The 18,612-nt window shown below is 69.5% G+C and carries 15 protein-coding genes; 10 read left to right on the top strand and 5 right to left on the bottom strand.

Annotated elements, in window-relative coordinates; translation table 11 throughout:
- Positions 1-6: 6 nt before the first annotated feature.
- Positions 7-417: a VOC family protein gene (locus ESP51_RS11475; protein WP_129521038.1), complete on the bottom strand. Its 411-nt coding sequence runs from the start codon at positions 415-417 to the stop codon at positions 7-9.
- Between the two features lie 142 nt (positions 418-559).
- Between ESP51_RS11475 and ESP51_RS11470 the strand changes: the two genes are divergently transcribed.
- Genes ESP51_RS11470 through guaA form a run of 3 tightly spaced genes read left to right on the top strand, consistent with a single transcriptional unit; the run spans position 560 to position 3,246 of the window.
- Positions 560-1,156 (top strand): TetR/AcrR family transcriptional regulator, encoded by a 597-nt coding sequence (locus ESP51_RS11470; protein ID WP_129521037.1) that lies wholly within the window; start codon positions 560-562, stop codon positions 1,154-1,156.
- Positions 1,157-1,165: 9 nt separating this feature from the next.
- Positions 1,166-1,630 carry a DUF3817 domain-containing protein gene (locus tag ESP51_RS11465; RefSeq protein WP_129521036.1) on the top strand — a complete coding sequence of 155 codons (465 nt, stop codon included), beginning with the start codon at positions 1,166-1,168 and terminating at the stop codon, positions 1,628-1,630.
- Positions 1,627-3,246, top strand: a complete 1,620-nt coding sequence (gene guaA, locus ESP51_RS11460) for a glutamine-hydrolyzing GMP synthase (RefSeq protein WP_422386843.1) — start codon at positions 1,627-1,629, stop codon at positions 3,244-3,246. The genes ESP51_RS11465 and guaA overlap by 4 nt, the downstream gene beginning before the upstream one ends.
- A gap of 52 nt (positions 3,247-3,298) precedes the next feature.
- Here guaA and ESP51_RS11455 read toward each other — a convergent pair whose 3' ends face one another.
- Positions 3,299-5,671: a cell wall-binding repeat-containing protein gene (locus tag ESP51_RS11455; RefSeq protein ID WP_277871078.1), complete on the bottom strand. Its 2,373-nt coding sequence runs from the start codon at positions 5,669-5,671 to the stop codon at positions 3,299-3,301.
- Between the two features lie 607 nt (positions 5,672-6,278).
- Entirely contained in the window at positions 6,279-7,091 is an 813-nt protein-coding gene (locus ESP51_RS11450; RefSeq protein ID WP_129521034.1) for a Bax inhibitor-1/YccA family protein, read from the bottom strand.
- Positions 7,092-7,248: 157 nt separating this feature from the next.
- Here ESP51_RS11450 and ESP51_RS11445 point away from each other — a divergent pair, with 157 nt between their 5' ends.
- Positions 7,249-8,355 carry a glycerophosphodiester phosphodiesterase family protein gene (locus ESP51_RS11445; RefSeq protein WP_129521033.1) on the top strand — a complete coding sequence of 369 codons (1,107 nt, stop codon included), beginning with the start codon at positions 7,249-7,251 and terminating at the stop codon, positions 8,353-8,355.
- Positions 8,356-8,465: 110 nt separating this feature from the next.
- On the top strand, positions 8,466-10,928 hold the full coding sequence (locus tag ESP51_RS11440; protein ID WP_129521032.1) for an ATP-dependent helicase: 2,463 nt from the start codon (positions 8,466-8,468) through the stop codon (positions 10,926-10,928).
- Positions 10,929-10,968: 40 nt separating this feature from the next.
- Here the strand turns inward: ESP51_RS11440 and ESP51_RS11435 are convergent, their stop codons facing one another.
- Together ESP51_RS11435 and ESP51_RS11430 are read right to left on the bottom strand one after the other, a co-directional pair.
- Positions 10,969-11,799, bottom strand: a complete 831-nt coding sequence (locus ESP51_RS11435; protein WP_129521031.1) for a DUF72 domain-containing protein — start codon at positions 11,797-11,799, stop codon at positions 10,969-10,971.
- 2 nt (positions 11,800-11,801) lie between these two features.
- Positions 11,802-12,521, bottom strand: coding sequence for a VIT1/CCC1 transporter family protein (locus ESP51_RS11430; RefSeq protein WP_129521030.1), 720 nt, complete (start codon positions 12,519-12,521; stop codon positions 11,802-11,804).
- Positions 12,522-12,723: 202 nt separating this feature from the next.
- On the opposite strand from ESP51_RS11430, the gene sucC reads away from it, so the two are divergent.
- The 5 genes from sucC (at position 12,724) to purH (ending at position 18,589) form a co-directional block, all read left to right on the top strand.
- On the top strand, positions 12,724-13,890 hold the full coding sequence (sucC, locus tag ESP51_RS11425) for an ADP-forming succinate--CoA ligase subunit beta (protein ID WP_129521029.1): 1,167 nt from the start codon (positions 12,724-12,726) through the stop codon (positions 13,888-13,890).
- Positions 13,891-13,906: 16 nt separating this feature from the next.
- Positions 13,907-14,809 (top strand): succinate--CoA ligase subunit alpha, encoded by a 903-nt coding sequence (gene sucD, locus ESP51_RS11420; protein ID WP_129521028.1) that lies wholly within the window; start codon positions 13,907-13,909, stop codon positions 14,807-14,809.
- Positions 14,810-15,013: 204 nt separating this feature from the next.
- A complete protein-coding gene (locus tag ESP51_RS11415; protein ID WP_129521027.1) occupies positions 15,014-16,357 on the top strand; it encodes a cell division protein PerM in 1,344 nt (447 codons plus the stop codon).
- 31 nt (positions 16,358-16,388) lie between these two features.
- Entirely contained in the window at positions 16,389-16,982 is a 594-nt protein-coding gene (gene purN, locus ESP51_RS11410; protein ID WP_129521026.1) for a phosphoribosylglycinamide formyltransferase, read from the top strand.
- Positions 16,979-18,589, top strand: a complete 1,611-nt coding sequence (gene purH / locus ESP51_RS11405; protein ID WP_129521025.1) for a bifunctional phosphoribosylaminoimidazolecarboxamide formyltransferase/IMP cyclohydrolase — start codon at positions 16,979-16,981, stop codon at positions 18,587-18,589. The genes purN and purH overlap by 4 nt, the downstream gene beginning before the upstream one ends.
- Positions 18,590-18,612: the final 23 nt, after the last annotated feature.

Below are 18,612 nucleotides of genomic sequence, written 5' to 3'. Positions count from 1 at the left end.
CCGGCCTCACCCGGCTGCGGCGTGGAACGCGGCGGCGAACTCGGGCGCAGGCGGGATCTCGGTGATCACGTCGACGAGCACCCCGCCAGGGTCTCGCACGATGAGATGCCGCTGGCCGAACGCCTCATCGCGAAGCGGTTGCACGAGCTCGACGCCCGCCGACTCGAGTCGCGCGGCGATCGCATCGACGTCGTCGACCTCGAGGTTCACGAGCACGCCGCGCGCCGGCGTGCGGTATCCCTCGGGAATCGTCTCGTGCGCTGCATCGAGCAGCGCGAGCTCGGCGTGCGGGGGAGACGGATGCCGCAGGCTCACGTACCAGTCCGTCTCGAACGTCGGCTCGAAGCCGAAGTGCTCGCGGTAGAACCGGGCGCTGCCGGCGACATCCGTGGTGCCGAGCACGGGGTAGAGGTTCACGGAGGCTCCTTCGAATCATCCACTCAGGGATACATACAGTGTGTATGCATTCTCACTGACGTACAGTGTGTATGTCAATTGAAGCCGCGGCCCCGGGGCAGCGTGGCTGACTGGCTGCACCGGCGACGAGGATCGGAGAGGAATGCCCACGAAGGCCGAGCAGCGCGAGCGCACTCGCGTCGCGATCCTCGAGATCGCCGCGCGCCGATTCGCCGAGCACGGCTACGCCGGGGTCGCCCTCGAAGACGTCGTCGCCGAGGCCGGCCTCACCCGCGGTGCGCTCTACCACCACTTCGGCAGCAAGTCCGGTCTGTTCCGTGCCGTCGTCGAGCACGCGCAGCGTGAGGTCGCCCAGGCCGTCGAAGTCGCGGCATCCGGAGTCGAGGCTCCGCTCGATTCGTTCCTCGCGGGCTGCCGCGCGTTCCTCGACGCGAGCCTCGCCCCGGAGGTTCGGCGGATCCTCCTCGTCGACGGCCCGGCCGTGCTCGGCTGGGACGACTGGCGCGAGGGCGACCTCGACACGAGCGTGCGCCTGCTCGACGAGGGCGTCGCCGAGCTCGCGGAGGCCGGGGTGATCGGCGGGGAGCGCCTCGGCACCGTCACCACGATGATCTCGGGCGCGCTCAACGAGGTGGCGATCGCGAACGCCACGGCCACGGATGCCGCCGGCGAGATCGATGCAGCGATCGACACCCTCGCCCGCTTGCTCTCGGGCCTTTCCCCGAAACGCGCGCCGTAGACTGGTCGCATGCCCCTCGAGCCGAAACTCGCCGATCTGCCGCGCATCCGCGGAGCACTCCGCTTCTACCAGGTCGCCTCGATCATCACCGGTGTGCTGCTCCTCGCGCTGTGCGCCGAGATGATCATGAAGTACGCGTTCGGCCTCGAGCTCGAGCTCGGCGGCGAGCGTGGCTTCCTCGCGTTCGTGCCGGGCGACACGGTCACGGCGGTCAACCTCTCGACCGGCATCCTCATCGTGCACGGCTGGTTCTACGTCGTCTACCTCTTCAGCGACTTCCGGCTCTGGAGCCTCATGCGCTGGCCGTTCGTGCGATTCATCGTCATCGCCCTCGGCGGCGTCATCCCCTTCCTCTCGTTCTTCCTCGAGGTGCGCAACGGCCGGGAGGTGCGCGAATACCTCGATCGCCGCGAGCACGAGAGCGCGCAGCCCGCATCCGACAGCACCGCCGACACCGTGGAGGCCCAGCAGTGACCGAGCAGACCGAGCAGCCCGAGCAGCCCGTGCAGACCGTGCAGTCCACTGAACAGCGCCCGGTGCTCGTGGTCGACTTCGGCGCGCAATACGCGCAGCTCATCGCGCGGCGCGTGCGCGAGGCATCCGTCTACTCCGAGATCGTGCCGCACACGATCACCGCCGAAGAGGTCGCCGCGAAGAACCCCGTCGGCATCGTGCTCTCGGGCGGGCCGTCGTCGGTCTACGAAGAGGGTGCGCCCGCCCTCGACGAAGGCATCCTGAAGCTCGGGGTGCCGACGCTCGGCATCTGTTACGGCTTCCAGGTGATGGCCCAGCAGCTCGGCGGCGAGGTCGCCCACACCGGGCATCGTGAGTACGGCTCCACCGCCGTCACGGCGCGCACCGACGACGGCAACAAGCTGCTCGACGGCCAGCCCCAGGCGCAGACGGTCTGGATGAGCCACGGCGACTCGGTCGCGGTCGCTCCCGAGGGCTTCGAGGTGCTCGCCTCGACGGCCACGACGCCGGTCGCCGCGTTCGCGAACGACGCGAAGGGCTTCTACGGCGTGCAGTGGCACCCCGAGGTGAAGCACTCCGAGTTCGGCCAGCGCGTCATCGAGAACTTCCTGCACCGCGCCGCGGGCATCCCCGCAGACTGGAACTCGGGCAACGTCATCGCCGAGCAGGTCGCGCGCATCCGCGAGCAGGTCGGCTCTGCGCGCGTCATCGCGGGGCTCTCTGGCGGCGTCGACTCCGCGGTCGCCGCGGCGATCGTGCACGAGGCCGTCGGCGACCAGCTCGTGTGCGTCTTCGTCGACCACGGGCTGCTGCGCAAAGACGAGCGACGCCAGGTGGAGGTCGACTACGTCGCCGCCACCGGGATCCGGCTCGTCACGATCGACGCCGTCGACACCTTCCTCGACGCGCTCGCCGGGGTGAGCGACCCTGAAGAGAAGCGCAAGATCATCGGGCGTGAGTTCATCCGCGCGTTCGAGCGGGCCGAGCGCGACCTCGTCGCCGAGGCCGCTGCCGACGGCGAGCCGATCCGGTTCCTCGTGCAGGGCACGCTCTATCCCGACGTGGTCGAATCGGGCGGCGGCACGGGCACGGCGAACATCAAGAGCCACCACAACGTCGGCGGCCTCCCCGAAGACCTGCAGTTCGAGCTCGTCGAGCCGCTGCGCACCCTCTTCAAAGACGAGGTGCGCGCGATCGGTCGCGAGCTCGGCCTGCCCGAGGCGATCGTGGGCCGCCAGCCGTTTCCGGGGCCAGGCCTCGGGATCCGCATCGTTGGCGAGGTTACCCGTGAGCGCCTCGAGATCCTGCGTGATGCCGACGCGATCGCCCGTCAAGAGTTGACCGCCGCCGGCCTCGACCAGGAGATCTGGCAGTGCCCCGTCGTGCTGCTCGCCGACGTGCGCTCCGTGGGCGTTCAGGGCGACGGCCGCACCTACGGACACCCCATCGTGCTGCGACCCGTCTCGTCGGAAGACGCGATGACCGCCGACTGGACCCGCTTGCCCTACGACGTGCTCGCGAAGATCTCGAACCGCATCACGAACGAGGTGCGCGAGGTCAACCGGGTCGTGCTCGACGTCACGTCGAAGCCGCCGGGCACCATCGAGTGGGAGTGAGCTGAAGGGCGCTGGCCGTGGGGTCAGCGCCCTTTCGTAGCTTGCGGCAAGCTCACCAGAGGGCGTCGAGTCGTGCTTCGACGGCGTCGCTGACGGTGCTGGTGCCGCCGAGGATGACGATGCGTTTCGGTTGGAGGCGTTCGAGTTCGGCTTTGACGGCGTCGGGTAGGCCGTTGGGGTCGGTCAGGAGCATGGGGCCGCCGGTGATGCCGGCGACCGGAGCGCCGGCGAGGGCGTCGGGGAATTTCGCGCCGCTGGCGATGAACACGACGGGGACGCCGGGCTGGAATTGCGACGCCGAGATGAGCGCCGAGGTCTCGTACCGGTCGGAACCGGCGAGGCGTGTGAAGGCGCCGGGCTGTAGGCCCTGGAGTTGTGCTTCGACGGCGTCGCTGATGGTGCTGGTGCCGCCGAGGATGACGATGCGTTTCGGTTGGAGGCGTTCGAGTTCGGCTTTGACGGAGTCGGGTAGGCCGTTGGGGTCGGTCAGGAGCATGGGGCCGCCGGTGATGCCGGCGACCGGTGCGCCGGCGAGGGCGTCGGGGAATTTCGCGCCGCTGGCGATGAACACGACGGGGACGCCGGGCTCGAACTGCGACTCCGAGATGGCGACGGAGGTCGCATAGCGATCGGGACCGGCGAGTCGCGTGATGGCGCCGGGTCGGATGGTGTCGAGCTGGGCTTCGACGCTGGAGCTGACGGTGGCGGTCCCGCCGAGGACCACGATCCGTTGTGGCTGGAGGCGTTCGAGTTCGGCTCTGACGGAGTCGGGTAGGCCGTTGGGGTCGGTCAGGAGCATGGGGCCGCCGCTGATGCCGGCGACCGGTGCGCCGGCGAGTGCGTCGGGGAAGTTCACGCCGCTGGCGACGAACGCGACGGGAACCCCGGGATTGAACTGCGACTTCGAGATGGCGACCGAGGTCGCATAGCGGTCGGTGCCCGCCAGCCGTGTCACATCGTCTTGGGGAGTGAATCTCACGGGTAAGGTCGCGCTCGATGATTTCTGTGTGTTGAGGTAGCCCGGAGCTGTGGCGAAGACCTCCACAGACATCTCGTACCCAGCGTGTTCGTCCGTGAGCACGAGCGTCTGGTCCTGTCCGATGACTGACATGAGGCCGTTCCCATGCCAGTGGTAGGACAGACTCACTCCCGGCGTCGTCGACGAGGCGGAAGCCGTCAGTGTCGACCCGACTTCTGGCGTCCCCAGGATGACCGGGGTCGTCAGGTCGGTGGGACCGAAGCTGACGGCGAACCAGTTCGAGACCTTCGTCACGGAGGCGTATCCCGGCTTCGACCCGGTCACCGCAACCGAGACTCGCTTGTCGACTTCGGATGGCGTGAGGAGGAGGCTCGGGTCATCCGCACTCTCGATCGGGACCCCGTCGGCGCGCCACTCATACGTGAGTGCGGTTCCGTCGGTCCAAACGCCAGGATCGACGGTCAAGGTGGAGCCGACGAGGCCCAAACCACTACCGATGATCCTCGGTGTCCCGGAAGTCAGCACGGCCGGTTGCACGTCGGAGGTCATACTCGATCTGCGAGTGACGGACGTGCGGCCCGGCGCGGAAGCCGCGACCTCGACGGCGATGCCTGCGCCGAGATCCGCGGCGGTGAGCGCGTGCGTCGGCTGATTCGCTCCGTCGATCGGCACGTCATCAGCGAACCACTGGTAGGCGAGGGTCACGGATGGCGTGGGAGAGGATGCCGCGGCGGTCAGCGTCTCTCCCACGCGCGCGACCCCCGAGATCCGCGGACCGGTGAGGCTCACGGGCCCGTCCTCGAGGACGATCGTCGTGTCGAATCGCTCGCCCATGTCGAGCACGATCCGGTCTGCCGACGCCAGATCGGACTTGTCCTGCCACCACTCCGCGATACCCCAGCCCAGAGCGCGCGTTTTCAGCACATACGTCCCGGACGTGAGACCGTCGAATCGGAACTCCCCCGGTCCGAGCGGGTAGTGGCCAAGGGATCCGGTCCAGACCCAGGACGTCCCTGCATCCGTGACCCGGTAGAGGAAGATGTTGACATCCGCGTCCCAACCGGCCGGAATCCCGTCCTCGTTGAGGACTCGACCAGAGATCCACGCGGCAGGGGTGAGTGCCGGATCGATGCCGCTGACCGCCTCGCCCGCCGTGACCCGGACGACATCCGCCGTGCCTGCGTTGGCCTGGTCCTTCCAGAATTCGCTGAAGTACTCGTGCGCGAATGCTGTCTGCGGGGCGAACCTGAGGATATATCCGGCTTCGGGGAGATTCCGGAACCGGTATCTGCCCTCGGCGTCGGTGGTGGCAAAGTCTTGGGGCGGGACCACCCCGGCGGTGTCCGACGTGATGTCCACATTGACCCCCTCAAGGGTCGCGCCATCATCTCCCCGAACGACTCCGGAGATTTCCCCGGCGAGCTCCAACTCCGTCTCGAGGTCCACACGCTCCCCGACCCCTACATCGAACCATGCCTTGGAATCGAATCTCCGTGTGTCGTTCCAATACTCCGCGACGTAGTTTCCAACGCAGGTGTTCCAGCACGTGAAGGTGAGTGTGTACCGGTTCGCCGCGATATTCTCGAACCGGTAGGCGCCAGACTCGTCGGTGTCGGCGGGGGGCAACCAACCGCCATCGTCGTCCCGGGCCTCCACTCGGATCCCGATGGCGGGCGCGCCATCCGATCCGGTAACGATGCCGGCCACCACAGACGATCCCGACGCTGCGAACGCCGCGTCGGATGGCTGGATCCCGATCGTCGCAGCAAGAATGAGCACGATCACGGTTGCGGCCAAGCGACGGCCGCTCGAAGCGAGGAACAGCGCTGCTCGACGAGGCGCGTCGGTGCGAGGGGGCAATAGGGTCTCCGGGCGAGGTTCGGGTCGTTCGCCCGGCTTCGTTGTACGCAACTCGGGTGTGGGCTCGAGGATGATTTGACCACATCCGGGGCGGAGAGGGAAGTCCGGCGTCAATGTGACGGGGCCGGGCCTGGGAAACACGAAAGGCCGCCCGAGGGCGGCCTTTCGACGTTGGAGCGAGGTGCGCGAGTGGTCAGTCGCTCGACTGCATGATCGCGAGCATGCGGAGGATCTCGAGGTACAGCCAGATGACGGTGACCATGATGCCGAAGACGCCGGTCCACTCGTACTTGCGCGGGGCACGGTTGCGCACGCCCTGCTGGATGAAGTCGAAGTCGAGCACGAGCGAGTACGCCGCCATGATCACGACGAAGACGCCGAGGATCACGCCGAGCGGGATGCCCATGATCGGCACCGAACGCAGGCCAAACGGGTCGTCGGTGGCGCCGAAGGCCATAAGTCCGAAGTTCACGAGCGAGAACACCGCGTAGCCGATCATCGCGACGAGGAAGATCTTCGTCGCCTTCTTCGAGGCGCGGATCTTGCCCGAGGCGAAGAGCGCGAGCGTCACGCCCACGACGACGAGCGTCGCGATGACGGCCTGCGAGACGATGCCGCCGCCGAAGGCCAGCTCGTACCAGGCCGAGATGCCGCCGACGAAGACGCCCTGCACGCCGGCGTAGGCGAGAACGAGCGCCGGAGACGGCTCCTTCTTGAAGATGTTGACGAGGGCCAGCACGAACCCGACGATGCCGGCGCCGATCCACAGGAACGGCAGCGACTCGGCGGTCAGCCAGCCGAGCGCGGCACCCACGACGAGCAGGCCGAAGCTCGCGGCGGACTTCTGGAGCGTCGTCTCGATCGTCATGAGGTCGCGGTTGGGCAGCGTCGCGGGCTGGTTGTACATCTCCTGCAGCTGCTGTGCGGACACGTCTTGCGCGGCGGCGACGGCTCCCTGCGAAGAGAAGGCGGAATTCCGCTTGAAGGCGGGATTGTCGAGAGCCATGGTGTTCCTCTGCTTTCGGCTGGCGTCGGTGCGGGGGACGGGTGGCCGGATGCGGCATCCGTGCCGAGATCCAACTTACCCGAGATATCAGTGACAACGCCCTGAGTTTCCGGCGGATTCCCGCGGATGCCGCGACCGCGTGGCTACGCTGGGGCACATGCAGCTCGTCCGCGCGGAACGGCCCCTCGTGATCGGCCACCGCGGCGCCCCGGGCTACCGCCCCGAGCACACGAGATCGGCCTACGAGCTCGCGTTCGCGCTCGGCGCCGACGCCGTCGAACCCGACGTCGTCGCGACGCGCGACGGTGTGCTCGTGCTGCGGCACGAGAACGAGATCTCGGGCACGACGGATGTCGCGAAGCGACCCGAGTTCGCGGCGAAGCGCACGACCCGCGAGGTCGACGGCAAGCCCCTCACCGGCTGGTTCACCGAGGACTTCACGTGGGCCGAGCTGTCGACCATGCGAGCGCGCGAGCGCCTGGGCGCGATACGCCAATCGAGCTCGAGCTTCAACGACCGCTACCCGATCATCCGGTTACGCGACCTCTTCGCGCTGATCGACACCGCGGCCGACGAGCAGCGCCGCCTCATCCGCATGGTCGCGGAGTTCAAGCACGCGAGCCACTTCGACGCGCTCGGCCTGCCGCTCGACGAGCTCTTCGCGGCCGAGCTCGAGGAGGCCGGCTGGGGTCGCGGCGATGAGCGGCTCATCATGGAGTCGTTCGAACCCGGGCTGCTCGACCGGCTCGGCGCGCGCGGCATCCGTGGTTCCCGGATCTTCCTCATCGAGGCGACCGGCTCGCCCTACGATCTCGTGCTCGCCGATGGAACGCGGGCGACGCGCTACGACGACTTCGTCACCGAGGCGGGGCTGCTCGGGCTCGCCGACCGGGTCGACGGCGTGAGCGTCGACAAGGCGCGCCTGATCGGCGAACCGGGGGCTGCGGCAGGGGCTGCGGCTGCGGCGACGGATGCCTCGGGCGCCCCCGTCGATCGCCGTGCAGCGCACTTGCCGCTCGTCGGCTCGGCGCTCGTCGACGCGGCGCACTCCGCGGGCCTCGAGATCTTCACGTGGACGCTCCGGCCCGAGAACCGCTTCCTCTCCAAGGGGTTCCGCCGCGGCACGGCGCGTGCCGCCTACGGCGACTGGCTCGGAGAGTTCACCCTCATCGTCGGCACGGGCGTCGACGGCATCTTCGTCGACCATCCCGACCTCGGCGTCGAGGCGCGTGATGCCGTCTTCGCGGCATCCGCTTCGGGCTGATTCGGCATCGAGTCACGAGTTTCGGCCGGTCGCGCCCTACACGGCGGCATCCGCTGGCCGTCTGCAGGCGGGGCCGGGTGTCGGATGCCGCGCCTAGACTTGACGGTGACATGACGCTGATCCTCGACCCCGACGAACCGGCCGGCTGGCGCGAGGCGCCGCCCGCGCACGGCGTGACCACGGGCGGTTCTCGCCTCACCGACGGGCTCAATCCCGAGCAACGCGAAGCGGTGGAGTACCGCGGCCCGGCGCTGCTCATCGTCGCGGGCGCCGGCTCCGGCAAGACCCGCGTGCTCACGCACCGCATCGCGAGCCTCATCGAGAGCCGCGAGGCGTGGCCGAGCCAGATCCTGGCGATCACCTTCACGAACAAAGCCGCGGCCGAGATGCGCGAGCGTGTCGAGGCGCTGCTCGGCGAGGGCGCGAGCGGCATGTGGATCTCCACGTTCCACTCGGCGTGCGTGCGCATCCTGCGCCGCGAAGCCGAGTCGATCGGCCTCTCGGGCACGTTCACGATCTACGACTCGGCCGACCAGCGCACCATCCTGAAGCGCATCATCAAAGAGCTCGACGCCGACACCCTCGGGTTCACCCCCGCGAGCGCGCAAGCGAAGATCTCGAAACTCAAGAACGAGCTCGCCGACGTCGAGTCGTACGCGCGCAATGCGAACACGAACGACCCGCAAGAGGTCATGTTCCTCGAGATCTTCCGCCAGTACACGCGTCGCCTCCGTGATGCCAGCGCGCTCGACTTCGACGACCTCATCGCCGAGACGGTCTACCTCTTCCGTGCCTTCCCGAAGGTCGCCGCGCTCTACCAGCGGCGCTTCCGGCACATCCTCGTCGACGAGTACCAAGACACGAACCACGCGCAGTACTCCCTCATCCGCGAGTTCACGCGGCCGGTGCCGGCCGAGCGGGTGCGCGAGATGGAGTCGCACGGCATCAACGTGCGGGCGCTGACGGATGCCGCTGGCGGCATACCCGGCGCGAGCCTCACCGTCGTCGGCGACTCCGACCAGTCGATCTACGCGTTCCGCGGCGCCGACATCCGCAACATCGTGGAATTCGAGCGCGACTTCCCCGGCGCCCGCGTCGTGTTGCTCGAGCAGAACTACCGGTCGACGCAGAACATCCTCTCGGCCGCCAATGCCGTCATCTCGAACAACTTCGACCGCAAAGAGAAGAAGCTCTGGACCGCCGACGGCGACGGTGACAAGATCACCGGCTACACGGGGTACACGGCGCACGACGAGGCGCAGTTCGTGGCCGACGAGATCGAGTCGTTGCACCGGTCGGGCGTCGCCTACCGCGACATCGCCGTGTTCTACCGCACGAACGCGCAGACGCGAGCGCTCGAAGAGATCTTCGTGCGCTCGGCGCTGCCCTATCGCGTCGTCGGCGGCACGAAGTTCTACGAGCGCGCCGAGATCAAAGACGCGATGGCCTACCTCATCGCCGTGGCGAACCCGCTCGACGAGCTCGCGCTGCGGCGCATCCTGAACACGCCGAAACGCGGCATCGGGCCCGCCACCGAGACCGCCCTCGCGAGCTTCGCCGAGCAGAACGAGATCTCGTTCAGGCAGGCGATGCGCGCGGCATCCGGCCTCGGCCTCGGCCCCAAGGTGACGGGGGCGATCTCTGGCCTCGCCACGACGCTCGACGAGGCGGCGGCGATGCTCGTGCCCTCGGCCGAGGGGCTCGCCGCGGGCACAAACGCGGGCGCCGCGAAGGTCTCCGACGTGCTCGTGTTCCTGATGGAGCGATCCGGCCTGCTCGACACGCTCCGCAACAGTCGCGACCCGCAAGACGAGACCCGCGCCGAGAACGTCGAGGAGCTCGTCGCACAGACGCGCGACTTCGACCGGGAGAACCCCGACGCCACGCTCGTCGACTTCCTCACGCAGGTCTCGCTCGTGGCCGCGGCCGACGAGCTCGACGACGCGTCGGGCACCGTCTCGCTCATGACGCTGCACACCGCGAAGGGCCTCGAGTACCACGCCGTGTTCCTCACCGGCATCGAGGAGGGCCTGCTGCCGCACCAGATGTCGGCTTCCGAGCCCGGCGGCCCCGCCGAGGAGCGCCGCCTGTTCTACGTCGGCATCACGCGGGCGCGCAAGCGCCTCTACCTCTCGCTCGCGATGAGCCGCGCCCAGTTCGGCGAGGTGGCGGTCGCGATGCCGAGCCGCTACCTGCAGGAGATCCCCGAAGGGCTCATCGACTGGCGGCAGTCACCCGGCATGGCGACGTCGCGCGGCGGCACCCAGCCGCGGGCGCTGAACGCACGTCGCGAGGGCGGCGCGTGGGGCACGCGCGACCGCGACCTCGAACGCTTCAGCGTCACGAAGTCCGCGAAGCCCAAGACCGAATGGGCCAACCGCGTCACCGGCACGGTGCGCGACAACGGCGACCTCACCCTCGCGGCGGGCGACCGCATCCGGCACACCGACTTCGGTGAGGGCAAGGTCACCCAGGTCACGGGCGAGGGCTCGAAGAAGGTGGCGCACGTGAGCTTCGACACCGCGGGGCAGAAGAAGCTTCTGATCAAGATCGCGCCGATCGAGAAGCTCTGACGGTCGCCGAGACCGACGCCGCCGCTCGCCGGGCAGCGTCTCACGCCGACAGCCGCTCGATGAGCGCCATCGCGTCGAACGGCGCCCGCACCTTCACATCGTTGTCGAAGTACACGAACGTGTCGCGGCCGGCCTCGAGGTGCGACCGCACCCAGGCCTCCCACCGTTCGAGCGACTCCTCGTCGTAGCCCGAGGTGTACAGCTCCTTCTCGCCGTGCAGGCGCGCGTAGGCGAAGTCGGCGGTGACCCAGTCGAGTCGCGGGAACTTGCCTGCGGTATCGGCGATGACGGATGCCACGCGGTGACGCTCGAGCAGCGACCGCCAGGCATCCGTCTCGAAGCTCGGATGCCGCACCTCGACCGCGTGCCGGAGGATGCGATCGGCCGGGGCGTTGAGGGCGAAGGCGCTGCGTCCCGTCATCCGCCGGTCGCGGTGCCGGGCGAGTGCCGCGGCCGCGCCGTGCGTTCGCGGCAGCTTGGCGAGGAACGCGTCGAGGAGCCCCTCGTCGAACGCGAGGTTCGGTGGCAGCTGCCAGAGCACCGGTCCGAGCTTCGAGCCGAGGGCGAGCACGCCCGACGCGAAGAAGTTCGCGAGCGGCGCGTCCACCTCGCGGAGGCGCTTGAGGTGGGTGATGAACCGCGGCCCCTTCACGGCGAAGACGAAGTCGGCCGGCACGGCGTCGCGCCACCTGACCCAGTTCGCCGGCCTCTGCAGCGAGTAGAACGAGCCGTTGACCTCGATCGACGTGACGTGTCGGGACGCGTACTCGAGCTCGTCGGCCTGACGCACGCCCTTCGGGTAGAACTTCCCGCGCCACGGCGGGTACAGCCAGCCGGAGATCCCGATCCGCACCTCGGCCCGGTCGGACATCGCTACACGGCCACGCCGAGCAGGGCGCCGATCGCCCAGGTCACCGCGAGCGCGAGCCCGCCGCCGACGGTCACGCGCAGGATGGCGCGGAGCCTCGGGCTGCCACCGATCCACGCGCTCAGCCAGCCGGTGATCGCCAGGGCGAGGATGACCGCGATGAAGGTCGTCGCGATCCGCCACTCGGGCGGTGGCAGCAGGATCGCGAGCATCGGCAGCACGGCACCGACGAGGAATGAGAGAGCGGATGCCCCGGCGGCGTGCCACGGGTTCACGACCTCGTCCTGGGCGATGTGCAGTTCCACCTCGAGGTGCGCGGCGAGCGCGTCGTGCTCTGTGAGCTCTCGCGCGACGGTCTCGGCGGTGCCGGCGGAGAGTCCCTTGCCCCGGTAGAGCGCGGCGAGCTCGGCGAGCTCCTGTTGCGGCATGGTCTCGAGCTCCCACTGCTCCTTCGCGATGAGCGTGCGCTCGGTGTCGCGTGCGCTCGACACCGAGACGTATTCGCCGAGTCCCATGGAGATCGCACCGGCCACGACGGCGGCCACGCCCGCCACCAGGATGGCCCCGACATCCGTCGTCGCAGCGGCGACGCCGACGACGAGCGCCGCGACGGAGACGATGCCGTCGTTCGCGCCGAGCACCCCGGCGCGCAACCAGTTGAGCTTCACGTGCACCGCGGCCTCGTGCGGGTCGGTGCGGTGGGTCGGTTCCCGCGGGTGCGTCATGCGGCCAGTCTCGCACCGGGCTCGCGGCGTCGCCAGCAGCCCGGCGGCTGTGCAATCCGGTTCGGACCCCTCGTTGAGGGGGAGTACCATGGTCGTCGGCCCGCGTATCTTGACGTCGAGATGAATCGGCACGGCCCGGGCCGCCACCACCCAACAGCCCCTGTGCGCGACCGCGCGTGCGGATCGATTGGAAGTAGAGAGCGTGGATCTTTACGAGTATCAGGCCAGAGACCTGTTCGAGCACTACGGGGTTCCGGTGCTTCCGGGCATCGTGGCCGACACCCCCGACGAGGTGCGCGCAGCGGCCGAGAAGCTCGGCGGCGTCGTCGTCGTGAAGGCGCAGGTCAAGACCGGTGGCCGCGGCAAGGCCGGCGGCGTCAAGGTCGCGAAGAACCCCGACGAGGCGTACGAGGCGGCCAAGGCCATCCTCGGACTCGACATCAAGGGTCACGTGGTCAAGCGGGTCATGGTCGCCGGCGGCGCGCGCATCGCGCAGGAGTTCTACTTCTCGGTCCTCCTCGATCGCGCCAACCGCTCGTACCTCTCGCTCACGAGCGTCGAGGGCGGCATGGAGATCGAGGTGCTCGCCGTCGAGAAGCCCGAGGCGCTCGCTCGCATCGAGGTCGACCCCGTTGCGGGCATCACGCCCGAGAAGGCCCGCGAGATCGCCGTGGCCGCGAACTTCCCGGCCGACCTCGTCGACAAGGTCGCCGACGTGTTCGTGAAGCTCTACGAGGTGTACGACAAGGAGGACGCGACCCTCGTCGAGGTGAACCCGCTGATCCTCGACGAAGACGGCAACATCGTCGCGCTCGACGGCAAGGTCACGCTCGACGAGAACGCCGAGTTCCGCCACGCCGGCCACGCCCTCCTCGAAGACAAGGCCGCGGCCGACCCGCTCGAGGCGAAGGCGAAGGCCGCCGACCTCAACTACGTGAAGCTCGACGGCGAGGTCGGCATCATCGGCAACGGCGCGGGCCTCGTCATGTCCACGCTCGACGTGGTCGCCTACGCAGGCGAGAACCACGGCGGCGTGAAGCCCGCGAACTTCCTCGACATCGGTGGCGGCGCCTCGGCCGAGGTCATGGCCGCCGGCCTCGACGTCATCCTCGGCGACCCGCAGGTCAAGAGCGTGTTCGTCAACGTCTTCGGCGGCATCACCGCGTGCGACCAGGTCGCGAAGGGCATCGTCGGCGCGCTCGCCGAGCTCGGCCACGCCGCGAACAAGCCGCTCGTCGTGCGACTCGATGGCAACAACGTCGAAGAGGGTCGCCGCATCCTCGCCGAGGCGAACCACCCGCTGGTGACGCTCGCCGAGAACATGGACCAGGGCGCCGACAAGGCCGCCGAGCTGGCGAACGCCGCGTAGTAAGGGATTCGAAGACATGACGATCTTTCTGAACAAGGACTCCAAGGTCATCGTCCAGGGCATCACCGGCGGCGAGGCCTCGAAGCACACGGCACGCATGCTCGCCGCGGGCACCCAGGTCGTCGGCGGCGTGAACGCACGCAAGGCCGGCACCACCGTGCTGCACACCGACAAAGACGGCAACCCCGTCGAGCTCCCGGTCTACGGCACGGTCGCCGAGGCGATCGAGCAGACCGGAGCGGATGTCTCCATCGCCTTCGTACCGCCGGCGTACACGAAAGACGCCGTCGTCGAGGCCATCGACGCCGAGATCCCCCTCCTCGTCATCATCACCGAGGGCGTGCCCGTGCAGGACTCTGCCGAGTTCTGGGCCTACGCCAAGGAGAAGAGCGGCACGACCCGCATCATCGGGCCGAACTGCCCGGGCATCATCAGCCCCGGTGAGTCGCTCGTCGGCATCACCCCGGCGAACATCACCGGCAAGGGCCCCATCGGCCTCGTCTCGAAGTCGGGCACCCTCACGTACCAGATGATGTACGAGCTGCGCGACCTCGGCTTCTCGACGGCCATCGGCATCGGCGGCGACCCCATCATCGGCACGACTCACATCGATGCGCTCGCCGCGTTCGAGGCCGACCCCGAGACGAAGGCGATCGTCATGATCGGCGAGATCGGCGGCGACGCCGAGGAGCGCGCGGCCGACTTCATCAAGGCCAACGTCACGAAGCCCGTGGTCGGCTACGTCGCGGGCTTCACCGCCCCCGAGGGCAAGACCATGGGTCACGCGGGCGCCATCGTCTCCGGCTCGGCGGGCACCGCCCAGGCGAAGAAGGAGGCCCTCGAGGCCGCCGGCGTGAAGGTCGGCAAGACGCCGTCCGAGACCGCGACGCTGCTCCGCGAGGTCTACGCCGCGCTGTGAGCGCGTTTCTGCCCGGTGGTTGAGTAGGACCGAAGGACCGTATCGAAACCACTCTGCCCTGAAGGGTGGTTTCGATACGCGTCGGGCTGCGCCCGCCGCTACTCAACCACCGGGGCAGCGCCCGGCGCTACTCAACCACCGGAGTGCCGGTTGCCGCACGTCGTGCCCACTGAGCGGCGTCAGCCGGGCTAAGCTCCCGGAGGAATGAGACGCACGACGATCGCCCTGCTGGCCGCACTCGAGGCATCCGTCGCGGCCCTCATCGGCTTGGGCATCGTGCTCGTGCCCCTCATGCTGCTCTGGGCGGTGCACTTCGGGCTCTCGGTCGACGTGTCGGTGTTCCTGCGAACCGCGGCCGACGTGTGGCTGCTCGGCCACGGGGTCGACCTCGAGCTGCAGCTCGACGCGGTGACCGCGGCGCGCACCGGACTGCCCGCAGCGGGCGATCCCTTCACGATCACGATCGCGCTGCTCGGCTTCGCGCTCCTCTCCGTCGTCTTCGGCCTCCGGATCGGCCGGCGAGCGGCCGCGGGCGGGCACTCGGTCACGGGCGGGCTGTCGGCGACGCTCGTCTACGCGCTCGTCGGCGCCGGGCTCGCCCTCGCGGCCGGAATCGACGGTGCTCGGCCCTCGCTGTGGCAGGGTGCGCTCCTCCCGGCCTTCGCGATGGCACTCGGCGTCGTCATCGGCGCTGCTGCCGAGTCGCATCGAGCGGGCATCGTGACGGATGCCGCGGGCGTCGTCGTGCGCGGCCGTCTCGCCGCGATCCCGCCGGCCCTCGTCGCGGGTGCGCGGGTGGCGGTGCGCATCGGAGCCGGAGCGGCGTTCGGCGTGCTCGCGCTCGGTGCAGTGCTCGTGGCGGTGCTCGTCGCCATCGATTACGCGACGATCGCGGGGCTCTACCAGTCGCTCGGTGCGGGCATCGACGGTGGCATCGCCCTCACGGTCGGCGAGCTCGCGTTCGTGCCCAACCTCGTCGTCTGGGCGACCGCGTGGCTGCTCGGCCCGGGATTCGCGATCGGCGCCGGAACGGCCGTGTCACCGGGCGGCACCCTGCTCGGGCCCGTTCCCGGCATCCCGCTCCTCGGTGCGCTGCCGACCGATGTCGTGGCCCTCGGAGGCCTCTGGCTCATCGCGCCGGTGCTGCTCGGCTTCGTCGGTGCATGGCTCGCCTTCCCAGACGCTGCCTCGGGTCACGAGGTTCACGGGCCACGAGCCGTGCACGGCGCCGGCGTCTCGTGGTGGCATCCGCTCGCCGTGGGCGCCGGTGCGGGCGGGGTCGCTGCGCTCGTGCTCGGGGTGCTCGCGTGGTGGTCGGGTGGTGCCGCCGGACCGGGTCGCCTCGCCGAGGTCGGTCCCAACGCGTGGGCGGTCGCGGGGGTCGCCGCCGCGACGGTCGGCGTCGGGGCGATCGTCGGAAGCTACGCGGCCAGGGCGCGCGGAATCGCCCCCGGCGACGAACCCGGTCCGCGCGAACGGGAAGGCCGGCCCGGTGACCCCGAGGAGCCGGCTCCGCCGCGTGAGTTCATCTGGGGTGCCGAGCGCTGAGCGGCCTCCGGCCAGCCGGTAGGCTCTGAGGGTGCAGAAGCTCGTCGTGCTGATCTCGGGCGGAGGGTCGAACCTCCGTTCCCTGCTCGAAGCCTCTGAAGACGCGGAGTTCCCCGCTCGCGTCGTGGCGATCGGCGCCGACCGCCAAGCCGACGGCCTCGCCCTCGGCGAGGAGTTCGGCATCCCCACGTTCACGGTGCCGTTCACCGCGTATCCCGATCGCGACGCGTGGGGCGCGGCGCTCATCGAGCAGGTGCGCCAGTGGGAGCCAGACCTCGTGGTGCTCTCGGGCCTCATGCGGCTCGTGCCGCCCGCGGTCGTCGACGCGTTCGCGCCGTACCTCATCAACACGCACCCGGCCTATCTGCCCGAGTTCCCGGGCGCGCACGCCGTGCGCGACGCGCTCGCCGCCGGCGTCACCGAGACCGGCGCGAGCCTCATCGTCGTCGACAACTCCGTCGACGGCGGCCCGATCATCGCGCAGGAGCGCATCCCGGTGCTCCCGGGCGACACCGAGTCGAGCCTCCACGACCGCATCAAACCCGTCGAGCGGCGCCTGCTCATCCAGGTCGTGCTCGACATCGCCAACTCGCACCTCGACCTGAAGGAAATCGCACGATCATGAGCGGCCCCAGCCACGACCCGAGCCTCTATCGCGATCGCGACCTCGTGCCCGTGCGGCGGGCGCTCGTCGCCGTGAGCGACAAGAGCGGGCTCGTCGAGCTCGCCACCGCGCTCGTGGGCGCCGGCGTCGAGATCGTCTCGACGGGCGGCACCGGCAAGGCCATCGCCGACGCCGGACTCCCCGTCACCCAGGTGTCCGAGGTCACGGGCTATCCAGAGCACCTCGACGGGCGAGTGCGCACGCTGCACCCGGCCGTGCACTCCGGCCTGCTCGCCGACCTGCGACTCGATCACCACGAGACGCAGCTCGCCGAACTCGGCATCAGGCCCTACGAGCTCGTCGTCGTCAACCTGTACCCCTTCGCCGAGACCGTGGCCGCGGGTGCGGCGCCCGACGCCGTCATCGAGCAGATCGACATCGGCGGGCCTGCGATGGTGCGGGCGTCGGCGAAGAACCACGCGAATGTGGCCGTCGTGGTCTCACCCGGCCGGTACGACGAGATCATCGCGGCGGTCGCCGCCGGCGGCACGACGCTCGCGCAGCGCAAAGACCTCGCTCGCGAGGCGTTCCGGCACACCGCCACCTACGACATCGCGGTCGCGTCGTACCTCGGCAGCGTCGTCGCACCCGACCAGCCCGCCGAGGAGTCGCCCTTCCCCGCGTGGGTCGGCGGCACGTGGACGAAAGACGCCGACCTGCGCTACGGCGAGAACTCGCATCAGCGCGCGGCGCTCTACGCCTCGCAGGGCGGCCGGCCGGGCATCGCCCAGGCGACGCAACTCCACGGCAAAGAGATGTCGTACAACAACTTCGTCGATGCGGATGCCGCGGTGCGCAGCGCCTTCGACTTCGACGAGCCCGCCGTGGCGATCATCAAGCACGCGAACCCGTGCGGCATCGCGGTCGCGTCGCCCGAGGCATCCGACCCCATCGCCTCCGCGCACCAGCGAGCCCATGAGTGCGACCCGGTGTCGGCCTACGGCGGCGTGATCGCTGCGAACCGCATCGTCACGCGGTCGATGGCCGAGACGGTCGCCGGCATCTTCACCGAGGTGCTCGTGGCCCCGGGCTTCGAGCCCGAGGCGCTCGAGGTGCTCACGAAGAAGAAGAACCTGCGCCTGCTGACCCTTCCCGAGGGCTTCGTCCCGACCGCGATCGAATTGCGGCAGGTCTCGGGCGGGATGCTCCTCCAGCAGGCAGATCGGCACTTCGCGCCGGCGGCAGACTGGACCCTGGCCGCGGGGGAACCCGCCGACGAGGCGACGCTCGCCGACCTCGAGTTCGCATGGCGCGCCTGCCGCGCGGTGAAGTCGAACGCGATCCTGCTCGCCTCGAACGGCGCCTCGGTGGGCGTCGGCATGGGCCAGGTGAACCGCGTCGACTCGTGCAAGCTCGCGGTGGAGCGTGCGGGGGAGCGGGCCGCGGGGTCGGTCGCGGCATCCGACGCCTTCTTCCCGTTCGCCGACGGCCTGCAGATCCTGATCGACGGTGGCGTGCGCGCAGTCGTGCAGCCGGGCGGTTCGGTGCGCGATGAGGAGGTCGTCGACGCGGCCCGTGCCGCTGGCGTCACCATGTACTTCACGGGCGAGCGGCACTTCTTCCACTGATCGCCGCGCGCCCTGCTCCGGGC

Origin of the sequence: Agromyces albus (genome assembly GCF_004134825.1) — a bacterium.
GTDB lineage: Bacteria > Actinomycetota > Actinomycetes > Actinomycetales > Microbacteriaceae > Agromyces > Agromyces albus.
The sequence above is the reverse complement of the archived record's forward strand: the minus strand, read 5'-3'. Positions and strand labels throughout refer to the sequence as shown.

What these genes read in the sequence shown, in the direction of transcription:
- ESP51_RS11450 (WP_129521034.1), bottom strand. Translation starts at nt 7,091, where the DNA reads ATGGCTCTCGACAATCCCGCCTTCAAGCGGAATTCCGCCTTCTCTTCG.
- sucD (WP_129521028.1), top strand. Translation starts at nt 13,907, where the DNA reads ATGACGATCTTTCTGAACAAGGACTCCAAGGTCATCGTCCAGGGCATC.
- ESP51_RS11470 (WP_129521037.1), top strand. Translation starts at nt 560, where the DNA reads ATGCCCACGAAGGCCGAGCAGCGCGAGCGCACTCGCGTCGCGATCCTC.
- ESP51_RS11415 (WP_129521027.1), top strand. Translation starts at nt 15,014, where the DNA reads ATGAGACGCACGACGATCGCCCTGCTGGCCGCACTCGAGGCATCCGTC.
- purH (WP_129521025.1), top strand. Translation starts at nt 16,979, where the DNA reads ATGAGCGGCCCCAGCCACGACCCGAGCCTCTATCGCGATCGCGACCTC.
- ESP51_RS11440 (WP_129521032.1), top strand. Translation starts at nt 8,466, where the DNA reads ATGACGCTGATCCTCGACCCCGACGAACCGGCCGGCTGGCGCGAGGCG.
- ESP51_RS11445 (WP_129521033.1), top strand. Translation starts at nt 7,249, where the DNA reads ATGCAGCTCGTCCGCGCGGAACGGCCCCTCGTGATCGGCCACCGCGGC.
- ESP51_RS11465 (WP_129521036.1), top strand. Translation starts at nt 1,166, where the DNA reads ATGCCCCTCGAGCCGAAACTCGCCGATCTGCCGCGCATCCGCGGAGCA.
- ESP51_RS11435 (WP_129521031.1), bottom strand. Translation starts at nt 11,799, where the DNA reads ATGTCCGACCGGGCCGAGGTGCGGATCGGGATCTCCGGCTGGCTGTAC.
- ESP51_RS11430 (WP_129521030.1), bottom strand. Translation starts at nt 12,521, where the DNA reads ATGACGCACCCGCGGGAACCGACCCACCGCACCGACCCGCACGAGGCC.